The 26,596-nt window shown below is 69.7% G+C and carries 21 protein-coding genes; 13 read left to right on the forward strand and 8 right to left on the reverse strand.

The features are described 5' to 3' along the window. Positions 1-146 precede the first annotated feature (146 nt). From ACK3BB_RS22190 to ACK3BB_RS22200, 3 genes are all read right to left on the reverse strand, one after another. Entirely contained in the window at positions 147-1,475 is a 1,329-nt protein-coding gene (locus ACK3BB_RS22190) for a TRAP transporter large permease (protein WP_428928826.1), read from the reverse strand. Further along, complete coding sequence (locus ACK3BB_RS22195) at positions 1,468-2,034, reverse strand: TRAP transporter small permease (RefSeq protein ID WP_428928827.1); 567 nt, start codon at positions 2,032-2,034, stop codon at positions 1,468-1,470. Before ACK3BB_RS22195 ends, ACK3BB_RS22190 begins: the two co-directional genes overlap by 8 nt. A 175-nt stretch (positions 2,035-2,209) precedes the next feature. After that, positions 2,210-3,226 carry a DctP family TRAP transporter solute-binding subunit gene (locus tag ACK3BB_RS22200; RefSeq protein ID WP_428928828.1) on the reverse strand — a complete coding sequence of 339 codons (1,017 nt, stop codon included), beginning with the start codon at positions 3,224-3,226 and terminating at the stop codon, positions 2,210-2,212. A gap of 289 nt (positions 3,227-3,515) precedes the next feature. Here ACK3BB_RS22200 and ACK3BB_RS22205 point away from each other — a divergent pair, with 289 nt between their 5' ends. The 8 genes from ACK3BB_RS22205 to ACK3BB_RS22240 all read left to right on the forward strand — a co-directional run bounded on the left by ACK3BB_RS22205 (position 3,516) and on the right by ACK3BB_RS22240 (position 10,753). After that, a complete protein-coding gene (locus ACK3BB_RS22205) occupies positions 3,516-4,382 on the forward strand; it encodes an IclR family transcriptional regulator (protein ID WP_428928829.1) in 867 nt (288 codons plus the stop codon). An 18-nt stretch (positions 4,383-4,400) separates the two neighbouring features. Then, positions 4,401-5,573, forward strand: coding sequence for an acetyl-CoA acetyltransferase (locus ACK3BB_RS22210; RefSeq protein WP_428928830.1), 1,173 nt, complete (start codon positions 4,401-4,403; stop codon positions 5,571-5,573). A gap of 5 nt (positions 5,574-5,578) precedes the next feature. Further along, positions 5,579-7,192, forward strand: a complete 1,614-nt coding sequence (locus ACK3BB_RS22215; RefSeq protein WP_428929046.1) for an acyl-CoA synthetase — start codon at positions 5,579-5,581, stop codon at positions 7,190-7,192. Next, positions 7,189-8,082: a hypothetical protein gene (locus ACK3BB_RS22220; RefSeq protein ID WP_428928831.1), complete on the forward strand. Its 894-nt coding sequence runs from the start codon at positions 7,189-7,191 to the stop codon at positions 8,080-8,082. Before ACK3BB_RS22215 ends, ACK3BB_RS22220 begins: the two co-directional genes overlap by 4 nt. 283 nt (positions 8,083-8,365) lie before the next feature. Continuing rightward, a complete protein-coding gene (locus tag ACK3BB_RS22225; protein WP_428928832.1) occupies positions 8,366-9,208 on the forward strand; it encodes an SDR family NAD(P)-dependent oxidoreductase in 843 nt (280 codons plus the stop codon). A gap of 14 nt (positions 9,209-9,222) precedes the next feature. Then, the gene (locus ACK3BB_RS22230; protein ID WP_428929047.1) at positions 9,223-9,786 is read left to right on the forward strand and encodes a gamma carbonic anhydrase family protein; all 564 of its coding nucleotides are present in this window, start codon (positions 9,223-9,225) and stop codon (positions 9,784-9,786) included. Positions 9,787-9,798: 12 nt separating this feature from the next. Continuing rightward, positions 9,799-10,359 (forward strand): PPC domain-containing DNA-binding protein, encoded by a 561-nt coding sequence (locus ACK3BB_RS22235; protein ID WP_428928833.1) that lies wholly within the window; start codon positions 9,799-9,801, stop codon positions 10,357-10,359. Then, on the forward strand, positions 10,340-10,753 hold the full coding sequence (locus tag ACK3BB_RS22240) for a PPC domain-containing DNA-binding protein (RefSeq protein WP_428928834.1): 414 nt from the start codon (positions 10,340-10,342) through the stop codon (positions 10,751-10,753). The genes ACK3BB_RS22235 and ACK3BB_RS22240 overlap by 20 nt, the downstream gene beginning before the upstream one ends. Positions 10,754-10,829: 76 nt before the next feature. On the opposite strand, the gene ACK3BB_RS22245 is transcribed toward ACK3BB_RS22240, so the two are convergent. The 5 genes from ACK3BB_RS22245 to ACK3BB_RS22265 form a co-directional block, all read right to left on the reverse strand. Further along, complete coding sequence (locus ACK3BB_RS22245; RefSeq protein ID WP_428928835.1) at positions 10,830-12,629, reverse strand: hydantoinase B/oxoprolinase family protein; 1,800 nt, start codon at positions 12,627-12,629, stop codon at positions 10,830-10,832. Continuing rightward, the gene (locus ACK3BB_RS22250) at positions 12,629-14,716 is read right to left on the reverse strand and encodes a hydantoinase/oxoprolinase family protein (protein WP_428928836.1); all 2,088 of its coding nucleotides are present in this window, start codon (positions 14,714-14,716) and stop codon (positions 12,629-12,631) included. Before ACK3BB_RS22250 ends, ACK3BB_RS22245 begins: the two co-directional genes overlap by 1 nt. After that, entirely contained in the window at positions 14,713-15,876 is a 1,164-nt protein-coding gene (locus ACK3BB_RS22255) for a M20 family metallopeptidase (protein WP_428928837.1), read from the reverse strand. The genes ACK3BB_RS22250 and ACK3BB_RS22255 overlap by 4 nt, the downstream gene beginning before the upstream one ends. Continuing rightward, positions 15,873-17,324 carry a M20 family metallopeptidase gene (locus tag ACK3BB_RS22260; RefSeq protein ID WP_428928838.1) on the reverse strand — a complete coding sequence of 484 codons (1,452 nt, stop codon included), beginning with the start codon at positions 17,322-17,324 and terminating at the stop codon, positions 15,873-15,875. Before ACK3BB_RS22260 ends, ACK3BB_RS22255 begins: the two co-directional genes overlap by 4 nt. A gap of 377 nt (positions 17,325-17,701) precedes the next feature. After that, positions 17,702-18,472, reverse strand: coding sequence for an IclR family transcriptional regulator (locus ACK3BB_RS22265; protein ID WP_428928839.1), 771 nt, complete (start codon positions 18,470-18,472; stop codon positions 17,702-17,704). A 94-nt stretch (positions 18,473-18,566) separates the two neighbouring features. Between ACK3BB_RS22265 and ACK3BB_RS22270 the strand changes: the two genes are divergently transcribed. From ACK3BB_RS22270 to ACK3BB_RS22290, 5 genes are read left to right on the forward strand one after another with little or no spacing between them, the layout of a single operon-like run. Beyond that, positions 18,567-20,282 carry a M28 family peptidase gene (locus tag ACK3BB_RS22270; protein ID WP_428928840.1) on the forward strand — a complete coding sequence of 572 codons (1,716 nt, stop codon included), beginning with the start codon at positions 18,567-18,569 and terminating at the stop codon, positions 20,280-20,282. Between the two features lie 3 nt (positions 20,283-20,285). Beyond that, a complete protein-coding gene (locus ACK3BB_RS22275) occupies positions 20,286-21,263 on the forward strand; it encodes an alcohol dehydrogenase catalytic domain-containing protein (protein ID WP_428928841.1) in 978 nt (325 codons plus the stop codon). Between the two features lie 28 nt (positions 21,264-21,291). Beyond that, positions 21,292-23,097 (forward strand): hydantoinase B/oxoprolinase family protein, encoded by a 1,806-nt coding sequence (locus tag ACK3BB_RS22280; RefSeq protein WP_428928842.1) that lies wholly within the window; start codon positions 21,292-21,294, stop codon positions 23,095-23,097. Beyond that, complete coding sequence (locus ACK3BB_RS22285; protein ID WP_428928843.1) at positions 23,097-25,133, forward strand: hydantoinase/oxoprolinase family protein; 2,037 nt, start codon at positions 23,097-23,099, stop codon at positions 25,131-25,133. Before ACK3BB_RS22280 ends, ACK3BB_RS22285 begins: the two co-directional genes overlap by 1 nt. Beyond that, entirely contained in the window at positions 25,130-26,485 is a 1,356-nt protein-coding gene (locus ACK3BB_RS22290) for a M20/M25/M40 family metallo-hydrolase (RefSeq protein WP_428928844.1), read from the forward strand. Before ACK3BB_RS22285 ends, ACK3BB_RS22290 begins: the two co-directional genes overlap by 4 nt. Positions 26,486-26,596 lie beyond the last annotated feature (111 nt).

Consider the following 26,596-nt stretch of genomic DNA (forward strand, 5'->3'; position numbering starts at 1 on the left):
CGGGCGATGGGGAAAGCCCCGCAACCGATGCGGTGCCGTAACGCAAGAGGCCCGCGCAGGCAGCACGGGCCCCTTCAGGGCGGTTTGCAAGCGGGATGCGGGCGGCGTTTGAACGGGGCCCGGGATGTGTGCCCGGGCCCTGCCGCCTATTTCATCCAGTTCAGCAGGTACTGGGTCAGGTCCGACCATCCGCCGACCACGGCAATGCCGATCAGGCTGGCCACCAGGAAGGGCACGGCCGCCCCGGCGATGCGTTCCAGCGTCAGCCCGGTGATGTTGGCGGCCACGAACAGGTTGATGCCCACCGGCGGGGTGAACAGCCCGATGGCCAGGGTGATCGACAGGAAGATGCCGAACCAGATCGGATCCCAGCCCATCTGGTGCACGACCGGCAGGAAGATCGGCAGGCAGATGAACATGATGGTGATGGCATCCATGAACATGCCCGCGATCAGCAGCACGATGGCAATGACCATCAGGATCAGCATCGGGTTGTCCGAGAAGCTCATCAGCGCTTCGGAATAACGCCCGACCACGTCGTCGACGGTGACCACCCAGCCAAAGAGGCTGGCAAAGGTCACGACCATCAGAACCACGGCCGAGGCCTTGGCCGCATCCTGGATCGCCGCGGTCAGCGAAGCGATGGTCAGGGTGCGATAGACGAAGAAGCCCAGCACCATGGCATAGACCGCCGCGATGATCGCCGCTTCGGTCGGGGTGAAGATGCCGACATAGATGCCGCCCAGGATGACCACCGGGGTCAGCAGGCCCCAGAAGGCCTCGCGGAAGCTCAGCCAGACCTGGGTGGCCCAGGGCTGGTCGCCATAGGACACGTCGCGGGCGTGCTGGGCGGCCAGGGCCTCGGGCGCGCCGGCCCGGCGGTGGCGCTGCGCGAAGGGCAGGGTGGCCAGCATCATCAGGCCCATGATGATGCCGGGCAGGATGGCGGCGATGAACAGGCTGCCGATCGAGACCTCGGCGATCACGCCATAGATGACCAGCCCGATCGACGGCGGGATGACGATCGACAGGGCCGCCCCGGTGCAGACCAGCGCCGCGGCATAGGCCCGGGAATAGCCGTCATCGACCATGCCGCGCATGATCATCGGGCCGATGGCCGCGACAGACGCCGGGCCCGAGCCCGACACCGCGCCCCAGAACAGGCTGACGACCACGCCGACCACGCCCATGCCACCGGGCAGCGAGCCGATCAGGATGCGGAAGAACCGAACCATCCGGTCGGCCAGCCCGGCCGTGCCCATCAGGATGCCGGCCAGGATGAAGAACGGGATGGCCAGCAACGAGAACTTGGTGATGCCCGACGAGATCAGGTCGCCCACCAGGTCCAGGCCAAAGCCCATCTGCCACATGGCATAAAGCGCCGACAGGCCCAGCGAAAAGGCCACCGGCACCCTCAGCAGCAGCAACAGCGCGAAGAGCACCAGCATCTGCGTGCCCGCGGTCATGTCAAACATCGGCATAGGCTCCGGTCTTGCGCGTCGTGGTCTCGTCGGTCGCCGCATCCGACCGCGCCGGCACGCCGGCCTCGTTCAGGGCCGCGGCCTCGCCCAGCAGCGGGTCGCGGAAATCCTTCACCGCGTATTCCAGCGTGCGATAGGCGATCAGCAGGAAGGCAAAGGGCAGGGCGGCCGAATAATACCACGCCGGCACCTGCAACCCGGCCGAGGTCACACCCGAGGCCAGCTGGTTCTGGACCAGTTGCCAGCAATACCAGGCGGCCAGCAGCAACAGCATGATGCTGACGGCGGCCGAGAAGATCTTGATCACCCGTTCCACGCCGGGCCCGAAGAGCGAGGCAAAATAGGTCACCGCCAGGTGCTGGCCTTCGCGGGCGGCCAGGGCGGCACCGAACACGGTCAGCAGCAGGAAGCCGGTCAGCAGCAATTCCTGCGTGGCGGCAAAGGAATAGCTGGTCAGGTAGCGCACCACCACGTTGGCGAATCCCACCGCCGTCATGCCGATGAACAGCGCGGTGCAGACCCAGGCCTCGAAATTGTCGAGCAGTCTTTTCATCTCTCCCTCCGATCAAGTCGGCCGCGACGGCGGCCGATCCGGACAGGGGGGCCGGGGTGGCGCGCCCGGCTGGCCGCTCCTCGCGACCGGCCGGGCCCTGTCCGAATGCCGTGGCCCATGCCACGGGAATGACGCCGCCGCCAGCCCGGACGGACCGGCGGCGCGCCCTGTCGGCTTACTGGGTGGCCGTTGCGCCGGGATCGGCGATCGTGGTCTGGAACAGCTCGACCAGCTCGGCGCCAACCTTGTCGGCCCACTTGTCGAACGGCTCTTTCGTCGCGGCGCGGAAGGCGTCGAGATCGGCGGCCGTGGGCTCATAGATCTCCATGCCCTCGGCGGCCAGGGTTTCCAGCCCCTCGGCAGTGGCCGCGCGGGTGATGTCCTTCTGGTAGTCCATCGCCTGCTGTGCGGCATCCGCGACCATCGCCTGGGTCTCTTCGTCCCAGCTGTCCCAGCGTTTCTGGCTGACGGCGATGAAGATCGGGTCGTAGGAATAATGCCAGGGCGTGATGTACTTCTGCACCTCGTAGACCCGCTGCGGGATGATCACCGCGCCGATCGGGTTCTCCTGGCCGTCGACGACCCCCTGTTGCAGGGCCGAGAAGGTCTCGGTCCACTGCATCTGCTGCGGGTTGGCCCCAAGCGCCGTCATGACGTCGATATACATCGGCCCGGCCACGCGCATCTTGAGGCCCTTGAGGTCCTCGGGCGTCTTGATCGGGTGGCGGTTGTTGGTCACTTCGCGAAAGCCGTTTTCGCCCCAGGCCAGGACATGCAGCCCGCGATCGGCCAGGATCTCGGCCATCTTGGCGCCCGGCGCGCCGGCGGTCGTGGCATCGACCTCTTCATAGTTCGAATAGAGGTAGGGCAGCGAGAACACCGCCATTTCGGGCACCAGCGGCGTGACGTTGATCGCCGAGGTCACGACGAAATCGATCGAGCCGCGGCCGACCATCTCGGCCTGTTTCATCTGGTCGCCGCCGGTCAGCTGGGCATTGGGGAAGATCCGCAGGCCAAGCTCGCCGTCGCTGCCGTCGCTGATCAGCTCGCCGAACCGCTCGGCCCCCTTGTGCCAGGTCGTGGTGTCGCCGGTGTTGTGCGACAGGCGCAGGGTTTCGGCCGACGCGGCCGAGATGGACTGGGTCAGGGCCAGCACGCCGATGAACGTGGCTGCCGTACGCATGAGGGTCATGGTCTTCCTCCCGTTTGAGTGAACCTGGATTGGAAATCTGGAGCTGTCCTCCAACAGCTGCGCCTAGTGTCCATAAAGTGGACTTCGATTCAAGATCATATTGGTAAAATAACCTCACCAGAGGCGACAATTGGCATCAAACCCCTGTATTTCATGGTCATAAAAATGTTGTTGACGAGGTGGGCGGCCTTCCATCATCATTTGGACACGTCCACGATATGGATACTTTGAGTGGGAATCGGAGGTATCGGCCGCCAGGCGCGATACGGGAGCGAGGATCGGTCACCCCATGAGACAGCCCAGGCAAGGCCTCCCCGACGAACAGGGGCAGATCGCCGGCGCGCAGAGCGTGACCCGGGCGCTGAGCCTGTTGCCCCTGCTGGGCCGCGACCCGGTGCGCGGCGCGGCCCTGGGCGAGATCGTCGAGGAAACCGGGCTCAGCCGGCCCACCGCGCGGCGGCTGCTGCTGTCGCTGATGCATTCCGGCATGGTCGAACAGGATCCGCGCACCAAGGCCTACATGCTGGGCGAGGAAACCTACGTGCTGGGTACCCTGGCCGCGCAGCGGTTCGGGCTGCTCGACGTGGCCCATGACGCCGTGGCCCGGCTGGCCGCCGAAACCGGCGACACGGCCTTTCTGTCCGTGCGCCGCGATGCCTTTTCGCTTTGCGTGCACAAGGAAGAGGGCAGCTTTCCGATCCGGGTGCAGGCCCTGCAGGTCGGGTTCCGTCACCCGCTGGGCGTCGGCGCGGGGTCGATGTCGATGCTGGCCGCGCTGGCCGATGACGAGGTCGACGAGATCCTCGACCAGAACGCCCGCCTGCTGCGCGAGGATTACCCGCGCGCCACCGAGCAATCGCTGCGCGAGGGCGTGGCCCAGACCCGCGACCGGGGTTGGGCGCTGAACCCGGGCATGGTGCTGACCAACAGCTGGGCCGTGGGCCGGGCGCTGCACCTGCCCGACGGCCGGCTGGCCGGGGCGCTGAGCATCGCGGCCATCGACAGCCGCATGACGCCGGACCGGCAGGTCGACATCGCCAACCGGCTGATCGCGGCTTCGGCCGGGGTCGAACACCGGCTGGCCCGGCTCTACGCCCGCCAGAACACACGCGGCCCGGCGCCAAGCAATGCGCCCGGCCACCGACAGAACGTCTGAAATCACGGAGGAATTTCAATGACATCCGCACAAATCGCAGGCTGGGCGCATACGCGTTTCGGCAAATCCGACTCCCCCGACACCGAATCGCTGCTGGCCGAGGTTGTCGTGCCGGCGCTGGACCATGCCGGCGTGCCGGCGGCGGATGTCGACGGGATCTTCGTCGGCTGCATGAACAACGGCTTTTCCAAGCAGGATTTCATCGGCGCACTGCCCGGCATGGTCGCGGCTGACCTGGCCAACACCCCGGCCGTGCGGCTGGAAAACGCCTGTGCCACCGGCTCGGCCGCGCTTTATGCCGCGCTGGATTTCATCGAGGCCGGGCGGGGCAAGATCGCCCTGGTGGTCGGCGTCGAGAAAATGACCGCCCTGCCCACGGCCGAGGTCGGTGACATCCTGCTGGGCGCCAGCTATCGCGCCGAAGAGGCCGATGTGACCGGCGGGTTTGCCGGGCTCTTCGGGCGCATCGCCCAGACCTATTTCCAGAAATACGGCGACCAGTCCGAAGCGCTGGCGATGATCGCGTCGAAGAACCATGTCAACGGCGCCCAGAACCCCTATGCCCACATGCAAAAGGCCTTCACGGTCGAGCAGTGCAACCGGGTCACCGACAAGAACCCCTATGTCGCCCAGCCCCTGCGGCGCACCGATTGCTCGCTGATCTCGGACGGGGCGGCGGCCATGGTCGTGGTCGCCCCGGAAATCGCGGCCGACCTGAAACGGGCCATCGGGTTCCGGGCCACGACCCACACCAACGACGTGCTGGCCCTGTCGCGCCGCGATCCCACGGCCTTTGACGGCCCGCGCCGGGCCTGGGCCGGGTCGCTGGGCGCGGCCGGCCTGACGCTGGACGATCTCGACCTGGTCGAGACCCACGATTGCTTCACCATCGCCGAGCTGCTGGAATACGAGGCCATGGGCCTGGCCGAGCCGGGCAAGGGCGCCGATGTCATCCGCGAGGGCGTGTCGGCTCCCGGCGGGCGGCTGCCGGTCAACCTGTCGGGCGGGCTGAAATCCAAGGGCCACCCGATTGGCGCGACCGGCGTGTCGATGCATGTCATGGCCGCGATGCAGCTGGCCGGCGAGGCGCCCGAGGGCATCCAGGCCGCCAAGGCCGACCTGGCCGGGGTGTTCAACATGGGCGGCGCGGCGGTGGCCAATTACTGTTCGATCCTGGAGCGGGTGAAATGAACGACATGAGCTTCGTTTCGCAATCGCCCGACCCTGTCGGCGGGCTGGCCCCGCAGACCACGCGGGTGTCCAACCTGGCCCATTTCGTGACCCGCAACGCCCGCCGCCTGGCCGACCGCCCGGCGGTGATCTGGGGCGAGCGGACCTGGAACTGGGCGGAATTCGATGCCCGGGTCTCGGCGCTGGCCGCGGCCCTGGCCGACCGCCATGGCGTGGCCAAGGGAACCCGGGTGCTGGTGCAGTCGCAGAACTGCAACCAGATGTTCGAAAGCATGTTCGCCTGTTTCCGCCTGGGCGCGGTCTGGGTGCCGACGAATTTCCGCCAGAGCCCCGACGAGGTGGCCTGGCTGGCCCGGTCCAGCGGCGCGACGCTGATGATCGCGGGGGCCGAGTTCCCCGATCACGTGGCGGCCTGCGACGGCATCGCCCGGCACATCACCATCGGCGGCCAGGGCGAGGACGATTTCGACACGCTGGTCGAGGCCTACATGGGCCAGGACGTGGCCAACGCCCCGGTCGACCGCGACGATCCCTGCTGGTTCTTCTTTACCTCGGGCACGACGGGCCGGCCCAAGGCTGCCGTGCTGACCCATGGCCAGATGTCCTTTGTCGTGCTCAACCACCTCAACGACCTGATGCCCGGGTCCGGCCCGCAGGACGTGTCGCTGGTCGTGGCCCCGCTGTCGCATGGCGCGGGCATCCACCAGCTGGTCAAGACCGCCGCCGGCGGGGCGACGATGCTGATGCCCGCCGGGCGGTTCGACGTGGCCGAGGCCTGGCGCCTGGTCGAGGCGCACAAGGTGACCAACATGTTCACCGTGCCGACCATCGTGAAGATGCTGGTCGAACACGAGGCCGTCGACCGCTATGACCGGTCCTCGCTGCAACACGTGATCTATGCCGGCGCGCCGATGTACCGGGCGGACCAGTCGCATGCGCTGCGCAAGCTGGGCAACGTGCTGGTCCAGTATTTCGGCCTGGGCGAGGTGACGGGCAACATCACCGTGCTGCCCCCGTCCGAGCATTTCATCGACGACGAGCAGATGCGCATCGGCTCCTGCGGCTTTGAACGCACGGGCATGCAGGTGTCGATCCAGGACGATGACGGCCGCGAGGTCGCGCCCTTCGAGACCGGCGAGATCTGTGTCTGCGGCCCGGCGGTCTTTGCGGGCTATTACGACAACCCCGAGGCCAATGCGAAGAGCTTCCGCAATGGCTGGTTCCGCACCGGCGACCTGGGCCACCTGGATGACGAGGGCTACCTGTTTATCACCGGCCGGTCGTCCGACATGTACATCTCGGGCGGGTCCAACGTCTATCCGCGCGAGATCGAGGAAAAGATGCTGACCCTCGACGCGCTGACCGAAGTGGCCGTGCTGGGCGTGCCCGATCCGAAATGGGGCGAGGTCGGCGTGGCCGTCTGCGTTGCCCGGCCCGGGGCCAGCGTGACCGAAGAAGAGATCACGGCGTTCCTCAAGGACAAGGTCAGCGGCTACAAGGTGCCGCGCAAGATCTTCTTCTTCGACGAGATGCCCAAGACGAGCTACGGCAAGATCACCAAGAAGCTGATCCGCGAGACCCTGGTCGAACGCGGGCTGCTGGACGGGGCGCCGGCATGATCGAGGCATCCCTGGCCGGCCCGGAGTGGGCGACGGGAGTCAACCCGCCCCTGCGCCATCCCGGCCCGCAGATCGAACCGCGCGTGCTGGCCGTGCCCACGGCTGTGCGGCGGTTCGACATCGCGCTGGTCGACGACCAGCCGCTCGAAGACCAGGTCCACGCGGGTTTTGCCCGCCAGGGCCTGGCCGGCGGGGCCATCGAGATCGACGGGCTGGACTGCCTGGCCATCGATTATGTCATTCCCGCGCAATCGGAATTTCCCGACCGGCTGGCCTGGTATTCGGCCCCGCGCGCGCCGCGCGGCACGGCGCGCATCCTGCAGGGCTATGCCTCGGTCGGGCGCGACGGGGCGGCGGGCATGATGCATTGCCACGGCATCTGGCAGCTGGCCGACGGGCGCCGGGCGATGGGCCACCTGCTGGGACCAAAGACCTATCCCCGGGCCGGCCAGGTGCTGCGGGCCATCGGTTTCGAACAGGCCCTGTTCGATCGCCGGCCCGACGCCGAGACCAATTTCGATCTCTTCGCCGCGGCGACGACGGGCCAGCCCGACGGCGCGGGCGATCCGCCGGCGGCCATCGTGGTCACCCTGCGGCCCAACGAAGACATCCCGACGACCTGCATGGCGCTCTGCGCGCGCCACGGGCTGGGCGGGGCGCGGGTGATCGGGCTGGGCAGCCTGAACGGCGCGGGCTTTGTCGGTGTCAGCGCCATGCAGGACCATGTCAGCGAGTTTCTCGTGCGCAGCGGCCGGGCCAGCCCGGAGACGGCCGAGATCGACATTGCCGTGGTCGACAGCGGGGCCAATTGCTTCGAGGGCGTGCTGGCCCCCGGGCAGGGCCGGGTGTCGATCACCTCGGAAATCGTGCTGCTGGCCGACCCGGCCTAGGCCGTCGCGTGGGAACTTAAGGCGGGGGGCCGCAAGACGCGGGGTCCATTCCGCCGCACCCCGCGGCCACGCCCGCATGCCCGGCATTGCCCCGCCCCCGATGATGCCGGGGGCGGACCGGCGCACCATGGTGCCGCCGCCCATCGGCCGATCCGGCCGGACCCGTTGCCCGGGCCACCCCGGCCGCCCCGCCTCGCCCCGGCCGGCCACTGGCCGCGGATACGGACCAAGGACACAGACCCCGGGCACAGCGCCCGGACACAGACCCAAGGAGAACGCTCTGATGACCCCCGGCACGACCTCCCGCCCCGCTCCCGGCCCTGCGGCCGGCCCGGGGGCGGACAGGCCCATCCTGATCACCGGCGGCGCGTCGGGCATCGGGCTGGCCATCGCCGAGGCCTGGCAGCGCGAGGGCCATGCCGTCGCCCTGCTGGATCTCAACCCCCAGGCGCTGGAAGACGCGCGGGCCGGCCTGCCCGATCCCGACCGGGCGCTGGCCTGTGCCGCCTCGGTCACCGACGAGGCGGCCGTCGAGGCCTTTCTCGACACGATTGCCGCCCGCTTCGGCCCGCTCTGCGGCGTGGTCAATTCGGCGGGCATCGGCCATGACGCCCGGGCGCTGGACACCACCGCCGAGGATTTCCGCCGGGTGATCGAGGTCAACCTGATCGGCACCTTTGCCGTGTCCCGGGCCGCGGCCCTGCGGATGCTGCCCCAGGGCGAAGGGGCGGTGGTCAACATCGCCTCGGTCTCGGGCATCATGGGCAATGTCGGCCGCGCGGCCTATGGCGCGACCAAGGGCGCGGTGATCACCCTGACCCGGGTGATGGCCGTCGAGCTGGGAGAGCTGGGCCTGCGGGTCAATGCCGTGGCCCCCGGGCCGGTCGAAACGCCGATGGTGCGCGACATGCACACCGCCGAGATGCGCGCCGGCTGGATGCGCACCGTGCCCCAGCGCCGCTACGGCACCCCCGACGAGATCGCCCAGGCGGCCATCTTTCTGCTCGATCCGGCCCGGTCGGGCTATGTCAACGGCCAGGTCCTGGCCGTCGATGGCGGCTTTACCGTGGGCGGGGTGATGGATGGCGTGGCCCCGCGATCCCATGACCTGGCCAGCGCGTCATGAGTATGGGTATGGGCATGATCGTGTCCCTCGATGGCACCGCCCCCCGCGGCCCGGCCGACGGCGAGGCCTGGGTCGCGCCGACGGCCCAGCTGATCGGCGACGTGCGGCTGGCGGCCGAGGCCAGCATCTGGTTCGGCGCCGTGCTGCGCGCCGATGACGAGCCGATCGAGATCGGCGCCGGGTCGAACGTGCAGGACCTGTCGGTGCTGCATGTCGATCCGGGCTTTCCCATCCGCATCGGCCGGGACTGCACCATCGGCCACCGGGCCATGATCCACGGCTGCACCATCGGGGACGGCACGCTGATCGGCATGGGCGCCACGGTGATGAACGGCGCGGTGATCGGGCGCAATTGCCTGATCGGGGCCAATGCCATGGTGACCGAGGGCAAGCAGATCCCGGACAATTCCATGGTGCTGGGCGCGCCCGGCAAGATCGTCCGCGAGGTGGACGAGACCATGCGCGCGGGCCTGCTGGACGGGGCCGCGCTCTACCGCCGGCGCTGGCGGCGCTACCGGGCCGGCATGGCCGCCCGGCCGGTGCCCGGCGACGGCCTGATCAGGGACACCCAGGTATGAGGAGATCCTCTCATGCATAAACACCTGCCGCGCCAGAGGGCGCGGATGCTGCGCCATCCGGGCCGGTTCAACCCGGTGCGCATCCACAGCGAACGCGACATGCAGGGCCGCCACCTGCGGCTGAGCCTGGCCCCCGGGCAAAGCCTGCACGAGGCCATCGTCGGGCCGCTCAAGGCCGTCGGCGTGCGCAGCGCCTCGATGACCATCCTGGGCGGCCAGTTCGCCCGGCTGTCCTATTGCGTGGCCCCGCCCGATCCCAGCGGCAAGGCCGTCATCGCCTATTCGGCACCGATCGACGCGGGCGAGACCTTCATGATCTTCGGCAATGCGACGCTGGGCATCGCCGCCGACGGCGCGCCGCTGGTCCATTGTCATGCCACGATCCGCTGTGCCGACGGCACCTTCCGGGGCGGCCACATCCTGCCCGACCGGTCGATCGTCGCGGCGCGCCCGATCTCGGTGCTGGTCACGGCCTTCGAAGGCTTCACCCTGCGCCAGAGCTTTGACCCCGAAACCAACATTCCGCTTCTTCAACCCTTCCGGGAGAACAAGAATGACCCTGCTGATGCCTGACACCCCCGGCACCCATGTCGAAAACGGCCGGATGGGCCGCGTGGCCTATGCCCGCATCGCCCCCAACGAGGACCTGATCCGCGGGATCGAAAAGCTCTGCCTGGCGGAGGGTTTCGAAAACGCCTTTGTCCGGGGCGCCCTGGGCAGCCTGGTGGATGCCTGCCTCTATGCCAATGACGGCTCGGAAATCCACGTCGCCGGGCCGGCGGTGGAAATCGTCAGCCTGGCCGGCGAGGTCCGCTCGACCGAAGGTGGCGAGGTCCAGGCCTCGCTGTCGGGCGTGGTGGCCGACCCGCAGGGCGTGATCCATGGCGGGCCCTTCGTGGCCGGGGGCAACCCGATCTGCATGACCTTCGAGGTCACGCTCGAGGAATGGCTGCCCGAACCGGCCTGATCCGCGTGCCGCAGGGCCCAAGCGCACCCGCGCCGGCCCTGCGCATTCCGCCTGCGGGCCTATCCTTCGTGCGGGCCTATGCCTCGCCCTCTGGCAGCGACAGGCCGTAATCGCGCAACGCCCCTTCGGGAGTGACATAGCCTTCGGCGATGTCACGGCGCAGGGCCTCGGGGTCGCGCTGGTCGGCCGGGCCGTGACCCCCGCCGCCGGGCTGCACCAGCCGCACCCGGTCGCCACGGCGCAGGTCGACCCGCCCGGCCTTGTCGAAACCCGGCCCGTCATTGACCGAGATCCGCCCGCGCGCCCCGGGGCTGCCGCCGTCCATCCCCGCCGCCGGCTCGACCAGCCGGCCGCCCGACAGGGCCGCGTGGACCGGGTGGTCGGACAGGCTGCGCAGCACGGTTTCCTGGCCCAGCCCGCCTCGGAACCGGCCGGCCCCGCCGCTGTCGGCCACCAGCATCCGCCGTTCGACCAGGAACGGGCCGTCATGTTCGAACAGCTCGGTCGAGGTGCTGGCGATATTGCCCGGAAAGACCACGGCCGTGTTGCCATCGCCGTCGCGGAACGCGCCCTGGCCGCCCTGGGCATTGTAATGGGTGACAAAGGGCCGCCCATCGCCATCGGTGCCGGCGAATTTCTGGATCCACAGCGGATAGGTGCCCGACGGGGCCATGGCCCGGTCCGGCGCGATCTTGTGCAGCGCGCCCATGATCGCCTCGACGACGAAATAGGACAGCAGGCTGCGGTACATGCCCGGGGCCGGGAAGGTCGGGTTGAGCACCGTGCCCTCGGGCACGCGCAGCTCGACCGGCCGGAACGCCCCGGCATTCATCGGCAGGTCCGGGCAAAGCGTGGCGATGAAGGGAAAGACGCAATAGGCCCGGGTGATGTTGAGCACGGCATTGATCGGCTTGAGCACCTGCGGCGTGGTGCCGGCGAAATCCAGGATCACGCGGTCGGCCTCGACCGTCAGGGCCAGGCTGATGCGGATGCGGTTGCCCGCGTCGTCGGTCAGCTCGTGCAGGGCCTCGTTGCGGGTCTCGCCCCGGGGCAGGCGGGCGATGGCCGCGCGAAAGGCGGCCTCGGAATGGGCGGTGACCTTGTCGGCCACGGGCACCAGGCTGTCCAGGCCGAACTCGTCCATCATGCGCACCAGCCCGGCCGCCCCGACGCGGTTGGCGGCCATCTGGGCCCGGATGTCGCCCATGACCTTGTCGGCCATGCGCACGTTGCGCCGGATCAGCCGGACAAGCGCCTCGTTCTCGACCCCGGCGTCATAGAGCTTGGACACCGGGATGATCAGCCCTTCCTCATAGACCTCGCGGGCATCGGTCGCACCCAGCCGGCCGCCCATGTCGGCATGGTGGGCGCAGGTACAGGTGAACCCGGCCAGCACGCCCCGGCGGAAGACCGGCGTGGCGATGAAGACATCGGGCGCATGGCCGGCACCGATCCAGGGATCGTTCGAGATCAGCACGTCGCCTTCGCGCAGGCTGTCGGCCGGGTAGGTGGCCAGCAGGTCGCGCAGGACCGAGGGGGTCGAGCCGGCCTGGCCCGGGGTGCATTGGGTCGACTGGGCCAGCATCTCGCCCCGGGCGTCGTAGAGCGCGCAGGCGTAATCGTGGTTGTCGCGCACCACCAGCGAGAAGGCCGTGCGCACCAGCGTCGTGGCGATCTCGTCGGCGATCGAGGTCAGCCGCGACCACAGAACCTGGTGCCGGATGGCATCGATCCCGGCAATCGTCGTTCCAACAGCGTCATCGGGCGCGGTGGCTGTGTCGCCGGCCGTTTCGGCGGGCTTGGCAGAGGTCTTGGCAGGGGTTGCTTGGGGCATCGCGTCGGCCTCGGATCGGGGCGGCATGTCGGGTCTCTCCATCAGGCGTCCTCGCCGGTTGCCGGGTCGGGCAGGGCGATGTCGAGCCAGCCGCCCGGGGCCTTGCGGGCGGTGGCTCCGCGGGGCAGCAGGATCGTCGTGCCGGGCTGGCCGACCAGGGCCGGGCCGCGGATCTCTCCGGTCAGGGCATCAAAGGGCCGGACGGCATGGTCGACCATCGCCCCATCCGCCGCGCTCCAGGCCGGGCGGGCCGGGACCGGCGCGGGATCCCGGGCCGGGCCGGGGGCAAAGCCGGGGCTGTCCTGGCCGGCCTCGACCAGCACGCGCAGGGTGACAATCTCGGGCACGAGGTCATCGCAGGTATAGCCATAGGCCGCCATGTAGGCCCGGGCAAAGGCCTGTCCCATGGTCTCGGGCGACAGGTCGTCGTCAAGCGCCACGCGCAGCTGGTGGCCCTGGCCGACATAGCGCATCTCGGCAAAGCGCCGGTGGCTGAGCGTCGCGCCCGGGGCGGCGGCCGACACCACCCCGGCGGCCTCGCGGCCCAGCCGGTCAAAGGCCCGGGCCAGGGCGGCGGGATCGACGGCATCGATCCGGCCGGGCATCGACCGGGCGACCTCGTAGCTGGGCGTGGCCATCAGGAACCCCAGCGCCGAAAAGACCCCGGCGGCATCGGGCACCAGGATGCGCCGGATGCCCAGCTTGCGCGCGACCGAGGCCGCGTGCAGCGGACCGCCGCCGCCAAAGGCCACCATGACCGACCGGGCCGGGTCGCGGCCCTGTTCGGCGGCATACATCCGGGCGGCCTGGGACATGGATTCGTCGACCATGGCAATGATCGCCGCGGCGGCGGCCAGCGGCTCCAGGCCCAGCGGGTCGGCCACGTCGCGGCGGATGGCCGCTTCGGCCGCCGCCCGGTCCAGGTGGATGCCCCCGGCGCGGAACTCGGCCGGGTCCAGGTAGCCCAGCAGCAGGTTGGCATCGGTCACCGTCGCCCGCGTGCCGCCCCGGCCGAAACAGGCCGGGCCGGGATCCGAGGCCGCGCTTTCCGGCCCGATGCGCAAGAGGCCGAGATCATCGACCCGGGCCACCGATCCGCCCCCGGCGCCGATCTCGATCAGGTCGACCGTGGGCACGGCCAGCGGCGTGCCGCTGCCCCGGCGGAACCGGTGCACCCGGTCGACCTCGTAGGCCCGGGTCATCGGCAGGTTGCCCTGGGTGATCAGGCAGGACTTGGCCGTGGTGCCGCCCATGTCGAAGGCCAGGATGTCATCGGCCCCGGCGGCCTGGCCCAGCTTGCCCGCGGCCAGCACGCCGCCGACCGGCCCGCTTTCGGCCAGCCGCACCGGCGCCCGGCGGGCGGCCCCGGCGCCGATCACGCCGCCGCCCGATTGCATCAGGAACAGCGGCCGGGCATAGCCGGCCTCGCCCAGCCCGCGTTCCAGCGCGCGCAGGTATCCATCGACCTTGGGCCGGACATAGGCGTTCAGGGCGGTGGTCGCGAAACGTTCGTATTCCTGCACCTCGGGCAGCACATCCGACGACAGCGACAGGTCCAGCGCCACGCCCATCTCGGCCGCGATCTCGCCGGCCCGGCGTTCATGGGCCGGGTTGGCATAGGAATGCAGCAGGCAGACCGCGGCGGCCTCGACCCCCGCATCGGCCAGCGCGGCCAGCTCGGCGCGCAGCCGGTCCAGGTCCAGCGGCTGGATCTCGGCCCCGTCCGGGCCGATCCGCCCGGGCACCTCGCGGCGCAGGCGGCGCGGCACGAAGGGCACGGGAAAGGCCTGGCGGATGTCGTAGATGTCGTAGCGGATCTCGCGCCGGGTCTCGAGCACGTCGCGGAACCCCTCGTTGGTGATGAGCGCCGTCACCGCGCCCTTGCGCTCGATGATCGCGTTGATCACCAGCGTGGTGCCATGGATCAGGGTCGACAGCCGGCCGGTCAGCCCGGGATGGGCCCGGGCCAGCTCGGCCAGGCCCTGCAGCACGCCCTGTTCGGGCGCTTCGGGCGTGGTCGGCACCTTGTGGGTCTCGATCGTGCCGGTGCCGGGATCGTAAAGCAGGAAATCGGTAAAGCTGCCGCCCACATCGCAGCCCAGGCGCAGCCCGCCGGTCGTCGCGCTCATCGCAGGGTCTCCAGCAGCCGGCGCATCAGGTCGCGCCGGGGTTCCAATGAGCTGACGTAGAGCTGTTCATACAGTGTATGCCCGCCCTTGCCGTCCACGCCCAGCCCGTCGAGGGTCGGGGCGATGGGCGCGGTGAAATTGCCGTCGCTGCCGCCGCCGGTCTTCAGCCCCTGCAGGTCGAAACCGATCTCGTCGGCCAGCTCGCGGGCATGGTCGAACAGCGCCGCCACCGCCGGCGAGGTCTCGTAGGCCGCGCGGTTCAGCCCGCCGGTGATCTCGATCGTCACGCCCGGTTCCTCGGCGGTCAGCCCGGCGACAAAGGCTTCGACCTCGGCCGTGGCCCGGGCATCGGGCACGCGCACGTCGACCCAGATCCAGGCATGATCGGCCACCACGTTGACCCTGGTGCCGCCGCCGATCTCGCCCACATTGCAGGTGATGCCCCGGTCGTAATCGGTCAGCCCGTGGAATTTCAGCGTCAGCCGGGCGATTTCGGCAATGGCCGAGGCGCCGTCCTGGTGGCGGGCGCCGGCATGGGCGGCCTCGCCATGGGCCTGGATGTAATAGCGCATCACGCCCTTGCGGGCGATGACGATCCGGCCGCCTTCGCGGGCCGGTTCCGTGACCAGCACGTATTTGGCCGCCCGGGCCAGCTCTTCGATCAGGGCCTGCGACGTGGGCGAGCCGATTTCCTCGTCGGACACGAAAAGATGGGTGACGGGCAGGTTGGGCCGGGCCAGGTCGTCGCCCTTCCGCGCGGCCAGGTCGGTGACGGCCTGCATGGCGATATAGGCCCCGCCCTTCATGTCGTAGATCCCCGGGCCCTGGGCCACGTCGCCATCGACGGAGAACGGAAAGCGGGCCAGCGTGCCGCGCGGATGCACCGTGTCGAGATGGCTGAGGATCAGGATGCCGGCCTCGTTCGACGCCCCGGCCCAGGGCGCGCGCACGACCAGGTGGTCGCCCTGGCCATCGCGCCCGGCGATGCGGTCGACCCGCGCGCCGCAGGCAGCGTAATCGGCCGTCACCCGGTCGGCCAGCGCAGCCAGCCCCTCGATGTCGCCGGTCTGGCTTTCGATCTCGACCCAGCGGCGGATGCCGGCGAGCATATCGGCGGCCGGGGCATCGGCGGCCGGAGTGGGCAGGGCAGGGGCGGTCATGTGGTCTCGCTTTCGGAAATGTCCCAGAAGAGCCCGGCCATGATGCCCAGCCCCTCGCGCACGAGCGGTTGCAGAAGGTGTTCGTCGGGTCCGTGCTGGCGGCAGCCCCCGTAGGAATGCGGTATCCAGATCACCGGCAGGCCCAGGTGGCGGGCAAAGATCTCGCTCGGCAGGCCGCCCGAGGAATTGGGCATCAGGATCGGCCGTTCGCCCATGGTCCGGGTGATCGAGCCCAGCACGGTCTCGACCCAGGGGTCGTCGGGATCGGTGCGCCAGGGCGGAAACCGGTTGTCGCGCAGCTCGTCGATGCGGATCATGTCAAAGCCGTGGGCATCGAGATGCCGGCGCAGGGCGGGCATGAAGGCATCGGGATCGACATCGACCGTGTGGCGGATCTGGCAGCGAGCCCGGGCCGAGGGCTGGACCCCGTTGACCGGGTTCTCGGGCCGGCCCGACAGCATGGCCAGGACGATGAAGGAGGTCCAGCCATACATCTTTTCGGGCGTGGTCAGATCGGCCTGGCCCCAATCGGCGGGCATGATCAGCGTCGGATCAGACGGATCGACCCGGATGTCGCGGATCGCCGCACGGATCCGGGGCGGGATTGCGTCGGGCAGCCAGTCGTCGACCAGGATGCGCCCGCGCGGCGTGGTGATGCAGGACAGGGCCTGGGCCAGCAGCAGCGCCGGGTCTTCCAGCACGCCGCCCCAATGGCCGGAATGCCGGCTGCCTTCGCGCAGGGTCAGCGACAGGTCAAAGGTCACCGACCCGCGGTTGCCCAGCTTGACGTCGGGCCGTTCGACGACCAACCGCGGCCCGTCCGAGGCGATCAGGACATCGGCCGCCAGGGCCGTGGCCTCGCGTTCGAGCAGCAGGTCCAGCCCGACCGACCCGATTTCCTCGCTGGTCTCGATCAGCACCTTCAGGTTGAAGCCCAGCCGGCCCCGCGCGGCCAGAACCTGGCGCAGGGCGGCCAGGACGATGGCATGCTGGCCCTTGTTGTCGGCCGTGCCGCGCCCGTACCAGCGATCACCCTCGACGGTGACCTGCCAGGGGTCCAGCCCGGCGCGCCATTGCTCCGGGATGCCCCGGACGACATCGCCGTGGCCATAGGTCAGCACGGTCGGCAGGGCCGGGTCTTCGATGCGCGTGCCGATCAGGAAGGGCCCGCCGCCGGGCACCGGGTTGTCGAGGATGCGGCTGTCGACACCCATCTCGGCCAGGGCCGGAGCGATCTGGTCGGCCAGGTAGCGGCGCAGGTCGGGCGCGCGGGCGGGATCCTGGCTTTCGGTGGGCACCGCCACGCGGCCGCGCAGGATGTCGAGGAACCGGCCGTCATCGGCCATGGCCCGGGCCGAGGCCACGACATCGGCGCGACCGGAGTCGGGGTCGGGGCGGTCAGGGGAACCGGGTTCGGCCGCATCCGGAGCCGGGGGGTGGGAGGGCATCACAATTTTTCATCCAGTGAAACGCTGTTTCGAATCAGGATAAACGCAATGCCGGGAACCCGGCAAGACCGGGATGCCTCGGCCGGCACAATCCACCACCGGCTGCGGAAAACGCAGGCACCTCCCGGGGGGCCGGCGCGGGTTGGCCGGGGAGGGCGGGTTTGGGCCGGGGCCGACGGTGCCCTGACGGGTCAAGACCGGCAGAGCCGTGGCCGCCGGGATGGGCGGGGCCGTGGCCGCCTGGGATGGGCAGGCCCACGCCGGGGCGAGACAGGCGGAGGCGTGGCGCGTCGAAACCGGCCGGGCCGGGATGGCCGTGGTTGGTCGGGCACGGGCGGGCCAGGGGAGCGACAGCAGCACCCCGCGCCGCCCGGTCTTCAGCTGACGACGACCGGCGCGCCGCGATAGCCCAGGGCGACGGACAGGCGGCCTGCGGTGGTCAGCAGGGCTTCGCGGGTCTGGATCAGCAGGTCATCCTGCAACCGGTCCGACGATCCCGTGACGCTGAGCGCGGCGACCACCGTGCCCGAGGCGTCGCGCACCGGCGTGGCGATCGACCGCTTGTGTTCGTCGATCTCGCCATCCGACAGGGTCCAGCCGTCCAACCGGATCTTTTCCAGCATGCGCCGCAGCTCGTCGGGGTCCTGGATCGTGTTCGGCGTAAAGCCCTGCAGCTCGGAGGCCATGACCTGTTCCTGCACCGAAGCCGGGGCATGGGCCAGCAGGATCTTGGGCCCGCCACCGGCGTGCAACGGCCCGGTCCGCCCGAAATCGGCAAAGATCTTGTCGCGGTCCGGCGACGACCGCAACAGGATGCAGGCGCTCTGCAAGTCATGGCGCACGATCAGCAGCACGTTTTCGTTCAGCCGGTCGTACAGCTCGTTCACATAGGGCTCGGCGGCGGCGATCAGCGGCGACTGGCGCCGGGCCTGGTCGCCCAGCAACATGGTCTGGAACCCCAGCCGATAGCTGCGGTCGGCATCCTTGGTCACGAAGCCCCGCGCTTCGAGCGTAAAGAGAATGCGGAAGGTCTGGCTCTTGGTGCAGCCCGTCCGCTCGGCCAGCTCGGTCACGCCGCTGCCCGGCAGCTCGGCCAATGCCTCAAGCATGCGCAAAGCACGGTCAACCGATGAAATCGTGTAGTCCAATCCGCCGTCTCCTCACGTTTTCTCTTCCCGTTTCGGTTTCTGCCCCCTAGCATAAACGAAACACAGTTTCACTCAATGAAAAACGGAGGCCAAGATGCTCGACCTGGACGCCCTGCGCAAGGATGCATCGACCGACGCGGCCTGGGCCCTGGTCGAGGCCTTTGCCGCGCAGGAACGCGAGACGCCCGAAGGCGCGAACATCGGGGCCGACATGATTGCCGCGGCCCTGTCCGAAGCTGGACTTCCCGTAGAGGTTCATGAGCCACGGATATACCTGTCGCATCCCGTTTCGGCCAGCGTGAGCGTCGGTGGCGCGACATTCGATGCCAAGCCGCCGGCCTTTTGTGCGTCCTGCCCCGATGGCATCACGGCCGAGCTGATCTACATGCCCGAGGCCAGCGGGGGCACGCCGCTCAACCGCAGCCCGTCGGCCGGCAGCGTGTTGGACAAGGCCCGGGGCAAGATCGCCATCATCGAAGGCTTTGCCCTGCCCAATTTCACCGCCGGGCTGGAAGCGGCCGGGGCCCTGGGCGTGATCGCCGTGAACCCCGGCGAGCGCATCCACTGGGGCACCGTGTCGACGATCTGGGGCACGCCCGAACCCGAAGACCTGGCCCGCCTGCCGCGCATCCCCTCGGCGGCGGTCAACCGGGCCGATGGCGACCGGCTGATCGCCCTGGCTGCCGATGGCGCTCAGGCGACGATCCGCACGCGCCTGCGCACCGGATGGCACATGCAGAAACTGCCCGTCGTCGACATCCCCGGCCAGGACGGCAGCGGCGATTTCGTCCTGCTGCACGGCCATTACGACAGCTGGCGCGAGGGCGTGGGCGACAATGGCACGGGCAATGCCTGCATGCTGGGCGTGGCCCTGGCCCTGTGGCAGGCCCGCGACCGGCTGAAACGCGGGGTGCGGCTGGCCTGGTGGCCCGGCCATTCGACCGGGCGCTACGGCGGATCGGCCTGGTTCGCCGATACCTTCGGGCTGGAGCTCGATGCCCATTGCGTGGCCCATCTGAATTGCGACAGCCCCGGCTGCCGCTGGGCCACGAGCTATGAAAAGGTCGCCTGCACGGCCGAGGCCGAAACCCTGGTCAAGGAGGTTGTCGCCGAGGTGACCGGCCAGGTCGCCAGCCGCACGCGGCCCCAGCGCAATTCCGATTACACCTTCAACAACATCGGCGTGACCGGCCTGTTCAACGCCTCGTCCAACCTGCCCGACGCGGTGCGGCTCGACAAAGGCTATTACGTGGTCGGCGGCTGCGGGGGCAACATTGCCTGGCACACCGAGGACGACACGATCGAGATTGCCGATCGCGACGTGCTGGCCACCGATATCCGCCTCTACCTGACGGCCGTGATGCGGCTGGCCACCGACCCCGTGCTGCCCCTCGACTGGCGGGCGGCGATGGCCGAATATGCCGAGACCGCGCGGGGCTATGCCAGTGCCGCCGCCGGCCATGTCGACCTGTCGCCGGTGAGCGACGAGATCGCCGCCCTGGCCGACCGCATCTATGCCCTGCACGCCCGGATCGAGGATGGCACCCTGGCGCCCGACCGGGCCGATGCCGTGCTGCGCGGGCTCGGGCGGATCCTGGTGCCCCTGAACTATGTGCGCGGCCCGCGGTTCACCCATGACCCGGCGCTGAACGTGCCACCACTGCCGGCGCTGGCCGCGGCGGCGACGCTGGACGGGCTGGACGACGACGCCCGGGGCTTTGCCCTGGCCCAGCTGCTGCGCGGGCGCAACCGGGTGATCGCTGCGCTGCGCGAGGCCGGGCGGCTGGTCGACGGCGCGCTGGCGGGCTGAGGGATGCGGGCGCTCGTCTATCATCGCACGGGCCCCGCGCCGGACGTGCTGACCATCGAGGACCGCCCCCGGCCCGACCCCGGCCCGGGCGAGGTCCGCGTGCGCATCCATGCCTCGGGGGTCAATCCCCACGACACCAAGTTCCGCTCGGGTTGGACCGGCGGCATGCCGGACGGCGCGAGCATCGTGCCGCACAGCGACGGGGCCGGCGTGATCGAGGCCGTGGGCCCGGGCGTCGACCCGGCCCGGATCGGCGCCCGGGTCTTTGTCCTGAACGCGCCCCACGGCGCGGGCACGGCGGCCGAGGCGGTGATCCTGCCCGACAGCCACGCCCCGGCCCTGGCCGAGGGCTTCAGCTTTGCCGAGGGCGCCTGCCTGGGCGTGCCGGCCTACACGGCCTGGCTGGCCGTGCTGGGCGACGGGCCGGTCGAGGGCCAGGTCGTGCTGGTCCAGGGCGGCGGCGGGGCGGTGGGCCGGGTGGCCGTCGAACTCGCCAGCCTGTCGGGGGCCATCGTCATCGCCACCGGACGCAGCGGCCGCAGCCGGGCCGTGGCCGGCGCCCGGGGCGCGCGGCTGGTCCTGCCGGTCGAGTCGGCCATGGTGACCGAAGCCGTGATGGACCTGTCGCAGGGCCGTGGCGCCGCGCGCATCGTCGAGGTCGACTTTGCCGCCAACCAGGCCACCAACGCCGCGGCCATCGCGCCCCATGGCACGCTGGCCGCCTATTCCTGTTCGTCCGACCGCACGCCGATGCTCGATTATTACGCCTTCGCCCGCAAGGCCGCCCGGCTGAGTTTTGTCCAGGGCCTGGCCCTGACCGACGCCGAACGCAGCGCCGCCACCGCCGCCCTGTCGGCCCATTTCGCCCGGGGCGCCCTGCGCCCCGACATCGCCGCCACCTTCCCGCTTGCCCAAGCCGCCGCCGCCCACTTGGCCGTGGAGGCCGGCGCCCCTGCCAATGTCGTCGTCACGCTCGACTGAGCGGCCGACCCGAACCCCCGAGGACCCGATGCCACTGGACAAACCATCCGCCACGCTCTGCGACCCCGTCACGCTGGAAATCATCCGGGGCGCCATCATGGCCACCCAGCGCGAAATGGAAGCGCTGATCGAACGCACGGCCATCTCGGCCTTCATCCGCGAGAAGAAGGACTTCTATACCGCGCTTTTCGATGGCAACGGCACCATGGCCGTGGGCTCGATGGTGCCGATCTTCGGTGACCTGACCGGCCCGGTCTTCGAACATTTCCCGCGCGAGACGATGAAGCCCGGCGATCTCTACTGGTACAACGATTGCTACGGCTCCAAGGGCGCCGTGACCCATTCCAACGACCAGGTCCTGCTGGCCCCGGTCTTCTGCGACGGCGTGCTGTCGGCCTTTGTCATGTCCTGGGCCCATTTCGCCGATATCGGCGGGCTGATGCCCGGCTCGATCAGCCCCGATGCCACCTCGATCTACCAGGAAGGCATCATCGTGCCGCCGACCAAGCTGATCGACGCAGGTGTGACCAATGAGACCGCCCTGGCGATCTTTCACCGCAACTCGCGCTATCCCGAACAATCCATCGGCGACATGTCGGCGCTGATGGCCAGCGTCAGCCTGGGCGTCGAGCGGATGGCCGAGATCGTCGGCCACCATGGCACCGATACCTTTGCCGATGCGCTCGACCAGCTGCTGGAACGGACCCGCGGGCTGGTGCGCCGGCGCCTGGCGGAAACCTTCGACTATGGCACCTACAAGTTCGCCGACACGATCGACAGCGACGGCCATGGCAACGGGCCCTTCGCCCTGCGCTTTGCCATCACCCGCGAAAAGGGCGCCGATGGCGAGGACCGGTTCATCTTTGATGCCACCGAAAGCGACGACCAGGCGCCCGGGCCGGTCAACCTGATCATGAACCCCGCCGTGCCGGGCATGGCGCTGGGGCTCTATTACCTGGGCGGCGACCCGGCCCAGGTCTGCAATGCCGGCGGCCCGCTGAGTTTCGACGAGGTCCGCCTGCGGCCCGGGTCCATCGTCCAGCCCGAGTTCCCCGCCCCCCTGGGCATGCGCGGGCTGACCATGATGCGCATGCTGGCCGTGCTGAACGGGCTGGTCAACGCGGCCGGCGGCGGCGCTCCGGCGGCGCATTCGGCCTATGTGATCACGATCATGCGGGGCAGCTATACCGACGAGACGGCGGGCAAGAAGACCTTCCTGCTGGCCGATGGCATCGGCGTGGGCTACGGCGCCCGCGATTTCGCCGACGGGATCGATGCGGTCTATTTCGTGGCCCAGGAGAACTATCCCGTCGAATTCCTCGAAGCGGGGTATCCCTATCGGCTGCTGCAATATGGCGTGGTGCCCGATTCCGGCGGGGCCGGGCGCTATCGCGGGGGCACGGGGATCGTCCGCGAATACGAGATCCTGGCCGACGAGGTTGTCATGGCCGTGCGCATCGACGGGGTCAAGAACCCGCCCTGGGGCTATGCGGGCGGCATGTGCGGGGGCACCGGCAGCGTGCTGCTGAACCCGGGCACCGACCGCGAGCGCGAGATCGACCCGCTGTCGGACGGCACCATCATGCGCAAGGGCGACATCCTGCGGATCGAGACCGGCGGGGGCGGGGGCTATGGCCATCCGCATGACCGGCCGGCCGACGACGTGCTGAAGGACGTGCTCGGCGGTTTTGTCACCGCCGACGCCGCGCGCGCGCTCTATGGCGTGGCCGTCACCGACGACACGCTGGACACGGCGGCCACCGCCGCCCTGCGCGCCGACCGTTACGAGGCCAAGGCCTTTCACCGCATCACCTATCGCGACGAGCTGCTCTAATGCCCAAGGACATCACTTCCGAACTTGCCATCGCCGTGGATATCGGCGGCACCTTCACCGACATCGCCCTGGTCGATCATGCCACCGGCCAGACCTGGCGGGGCAAGACGCCCTCGACGCCCGCGGACCCGTCGGAGGGGTTCCTGACGGGCATCCTGCAGACCCTGGCCGATGCCGGGCGGTCCGCGCCCGAGCTGGCCCAGGTGCTGCATGGCACCACGGTGGCCACCAACATGATCCTGGAAGGCAAGGGCGCGCGCACGGCGCTGGTCACGACCCGGGGCTTCCGCCACGTGCTGGCCATCGGTCGGCAGGACATCCCGCGCAAGGCCAACCTCTATACCTGGGTCAAGCCCGAAGCCCCGGTGCCGGCCGAGCGCATCGTCGAGATCGACGAGCGCATGGGCGTGGGCGGCGTGGTCATCACACCGCTGGACGAGGCCAGCGTGCGCGCGGCGGCGGCGAAGATCGCGCAGATGGACGTAAAGGCCGTGGCGGTGTCGCTGCTGCATGCCTTTGCCAACCCGGCCCATGAACGCCGGGTGGCCGAGATCCTGGCCGAGGAACTGCCCGACCTGGCCATCACCACCTCGACCGACGTGCTGCCGGTGTCGCGCGAATACGAACGCACCCTGGCCACCGTGCTGAACGCCACCGTCATGCCCGGGGTCACGGCCTATGTCGCCCGGCTCGAAGACCGGCTGAAGGCCGAGGGCACCGAAGTGCCCCTGATGCTGATGCAATCCAACGGCGGCGTGGCCGGCGCGCCCAAGATCCGGGTGGCTCCGGCGCTGACGGCCCTGTCCGGCCCGGCGGCCGGTGTCGTGGGCGCAAGGGCCGTGGCCCGGGCCTGCGGGATCGACGACATCATCACCGTGGATATCGGCGGCACCTCGGCCGACATCTGCCTGATCAAGGAAGGCGAGATTGGACTGACCCAGGCCGGCAGCGTGGGCGACTGGCCACTGGCCCTGCCCATGGTCGACATGATCACCATCGGCGCGGGCGGCGGATCGCTGGCCCGGGTCAAGGATGGCGCGCTGGCCGTCGGGCCCGAAAGCGCCGGCGCCCGGCCCGGCCCCGCGGCCTATGGCCATGGCGGCACGGAACCCACGGTGACCGACGCCCATGTCGTGCTGGGCCAGCTGCCCTCGCGCCTGCTGGGCGGCAGGATGGCGCTGGATGTCGAGGCCGCGCGCAAGGCCGTGGCCAGCGTGGCCGAGCCCTTCGGGCTGGACCTGGAAACCGCGGCCCGGGGCATCCTGGCCATTGCCGACAGCCACATGGTCGGCGCCGTGCGCGTGGTGTCCGTCGAACGCGGCCACGACCCGCGCGATTTCACCCTGGTGCCCTTTGGCGGGGCCGGCCCGCTGCACGGCTGCGCCCTGGCCGACCTGCTGGGCATCCGCCGGGTGCTGCTGGCCCCGGCGCCGGGCGTGCTCTGCGCCGATGGCCTTCTGGCCGCCGATCTCAAGGCCGAGTTCTCGCGTGCCCTGACCCGACCCGGCCCGATGAACCCGGCCGAGGCCCTGCCGCTGGTGGCCGAGCTGTCGGCCATGGCCGAAGACTGGTTCGCCGCCGAAGGCGTGCCCGAGGACCGGCGCCTGCGCAGCCCCGTGGCCCTGATGCGATTTGCCGGCCAGGGCGGCGAGCTGGCCGTGCCCTTCGCCGATACCCGCGCCGCGCTCGAAGAGAACTTTCGCACGGCCCACCGAACGCTCTATGGTTTTGTCCTGGATGCACCCGTCGAGCTGGTCACCCTGCGGGTCGAGGCCACCGGCCTGGCCGATGCGCCCCAGCCGCCCGACATGGCCGCTGGCCCGGCCCCCGCGCCCAGCGAACATGTCACGGTCATGATCGACGGCGAGGCCACGGCGGTGCCGGTCTGCGACCGGGCGGCCTTTGGCGCCGGCGCGGCGATTGACGGCCCGGCCATCCTGACCCAGCTTGACACGACCACCTTCCTTGCCCCCGGCTGGACCGCCACGGCCCATCCCTCGGGCGCCATGATCCTGACGCGGGAGATCGCCGAATGAATGCCCTGACCCCCGTTTTCGACCATATCGCCGCCCGCCACGACGAATACGTCACGCGGCTGATCGACTATGTGAAGAACCCCTCGATCAGCGCCCAGGACATCGGCATCCGCGAGGTTTCGGAACTGCTGGTCAAGATGCTGGGCGAGATGGGCATGCAGGTGCAGTCGATCCCGACCGCCGGCCATCCGTTTGTGCTGGGCCGCTACGAGGTCGGCCCCGACAAGCCCACCGTCCTGCTTTACGGCCATTACGACGTGCAGCCGCCCGAACCGCTGGAAGAATGGCTGTCGCCGCCCTTCGAACCCACGATCCGCGACGGCCGGATCTGGGCCCGGGGCGTGGGCGACAACAAGGGCCAGCATTTCGCCCAGCTAATGGCGATCGAGGCACACCTGGCCGTGCATGGCACGCTGCCCTGCAACGTGATCTTCCTGCTCGAAGGCGAAGAGGAGATCGGCTCGCCCCAGATCGCGCAATTCGTCGACAGCCACCGTGACGCGCTCAGGACCGACCTGGTGGTCACCGCCGACGGCCCGCTGCACGAAAGCGGCCGGGCGACGCTGACCTATGGCGTGCGGGGGATGACCTCGTTCGAACTGCGGGTGCGGACGGCCGGGCGCGATGCCCATTCGGGCAATTACGGGGGCGTCATGCCCAACGCGATCTGGACGCTGGTGCACCTGCTGGGCACGATGAAGAACGCCGATGGCGAGATCACCATCGAGGGTCTGCACGACCCGATCATCCCGCCGACGGACGCCGACCTGGCCGCCGCCGCCGCCCTGCCGCTGGATCTGCCGGCCTACATGGAGAACATCGGCATCGACCGGCTGGACGCGCCGGCCGACCGGCCGTTCTGGGACCGGCTGATGTTCCACCCGACACTGACGATCAACGGGCTGCACGGCGGGTACGGCGGTCAGGGCAGCAAGTCGGTCCTGCCCTGCGAGGCAGTGGCCAAATGCGACATCCGGCTGGTCGAAGCGATGACGCCTGACCAGGTGATGGACTGCGTGCGCGCCCATGTGGCCAAGCATGCGCCAGAGGTCGAGGTCATCGCCATGGGCGGCATGCTGCCTTCGAAGACGCCGATGGAAAACCGCTGGGGGCCGCTGTTGCAGGACGCGATCGAAACCGCGCGGGGGGAACCGCCGCTGGTCTACCCCTGTGTCGGCGGAAGTTTGCCGGATTACGTCTTTACCAAGATCCTCGGCGTGCCCGCTTATGTCATGCCCTACGCCAATGCCGACGAGGCCAACCACGCGCCCAACGAGAACATGGAAATCGACCTGTTCCTGAAGGGTATCCGCACCGGGGCGGCCCTGCTCGACCGGCTGGGAAGGGCCTGATTTCCGGGCGATTCTACCTTGCGGCGCGGTTTGGTGCCGCAGGGTCAGCCCGAGGCCGCCGCGGCCCGCCTGTCCCGCCCGCTTGGCCGCGCCGGCCTGCCCAAGAATGGC

The organism is Marinibacterium sp. SX1 (assembly GCF_050389775.1).
Taxonomy (GTDB): Bacteria; Pseudomonadota; Alphaproteobacteria; order Rhodobacterales; family Rhodobacteraceae; genus Marinibacterium.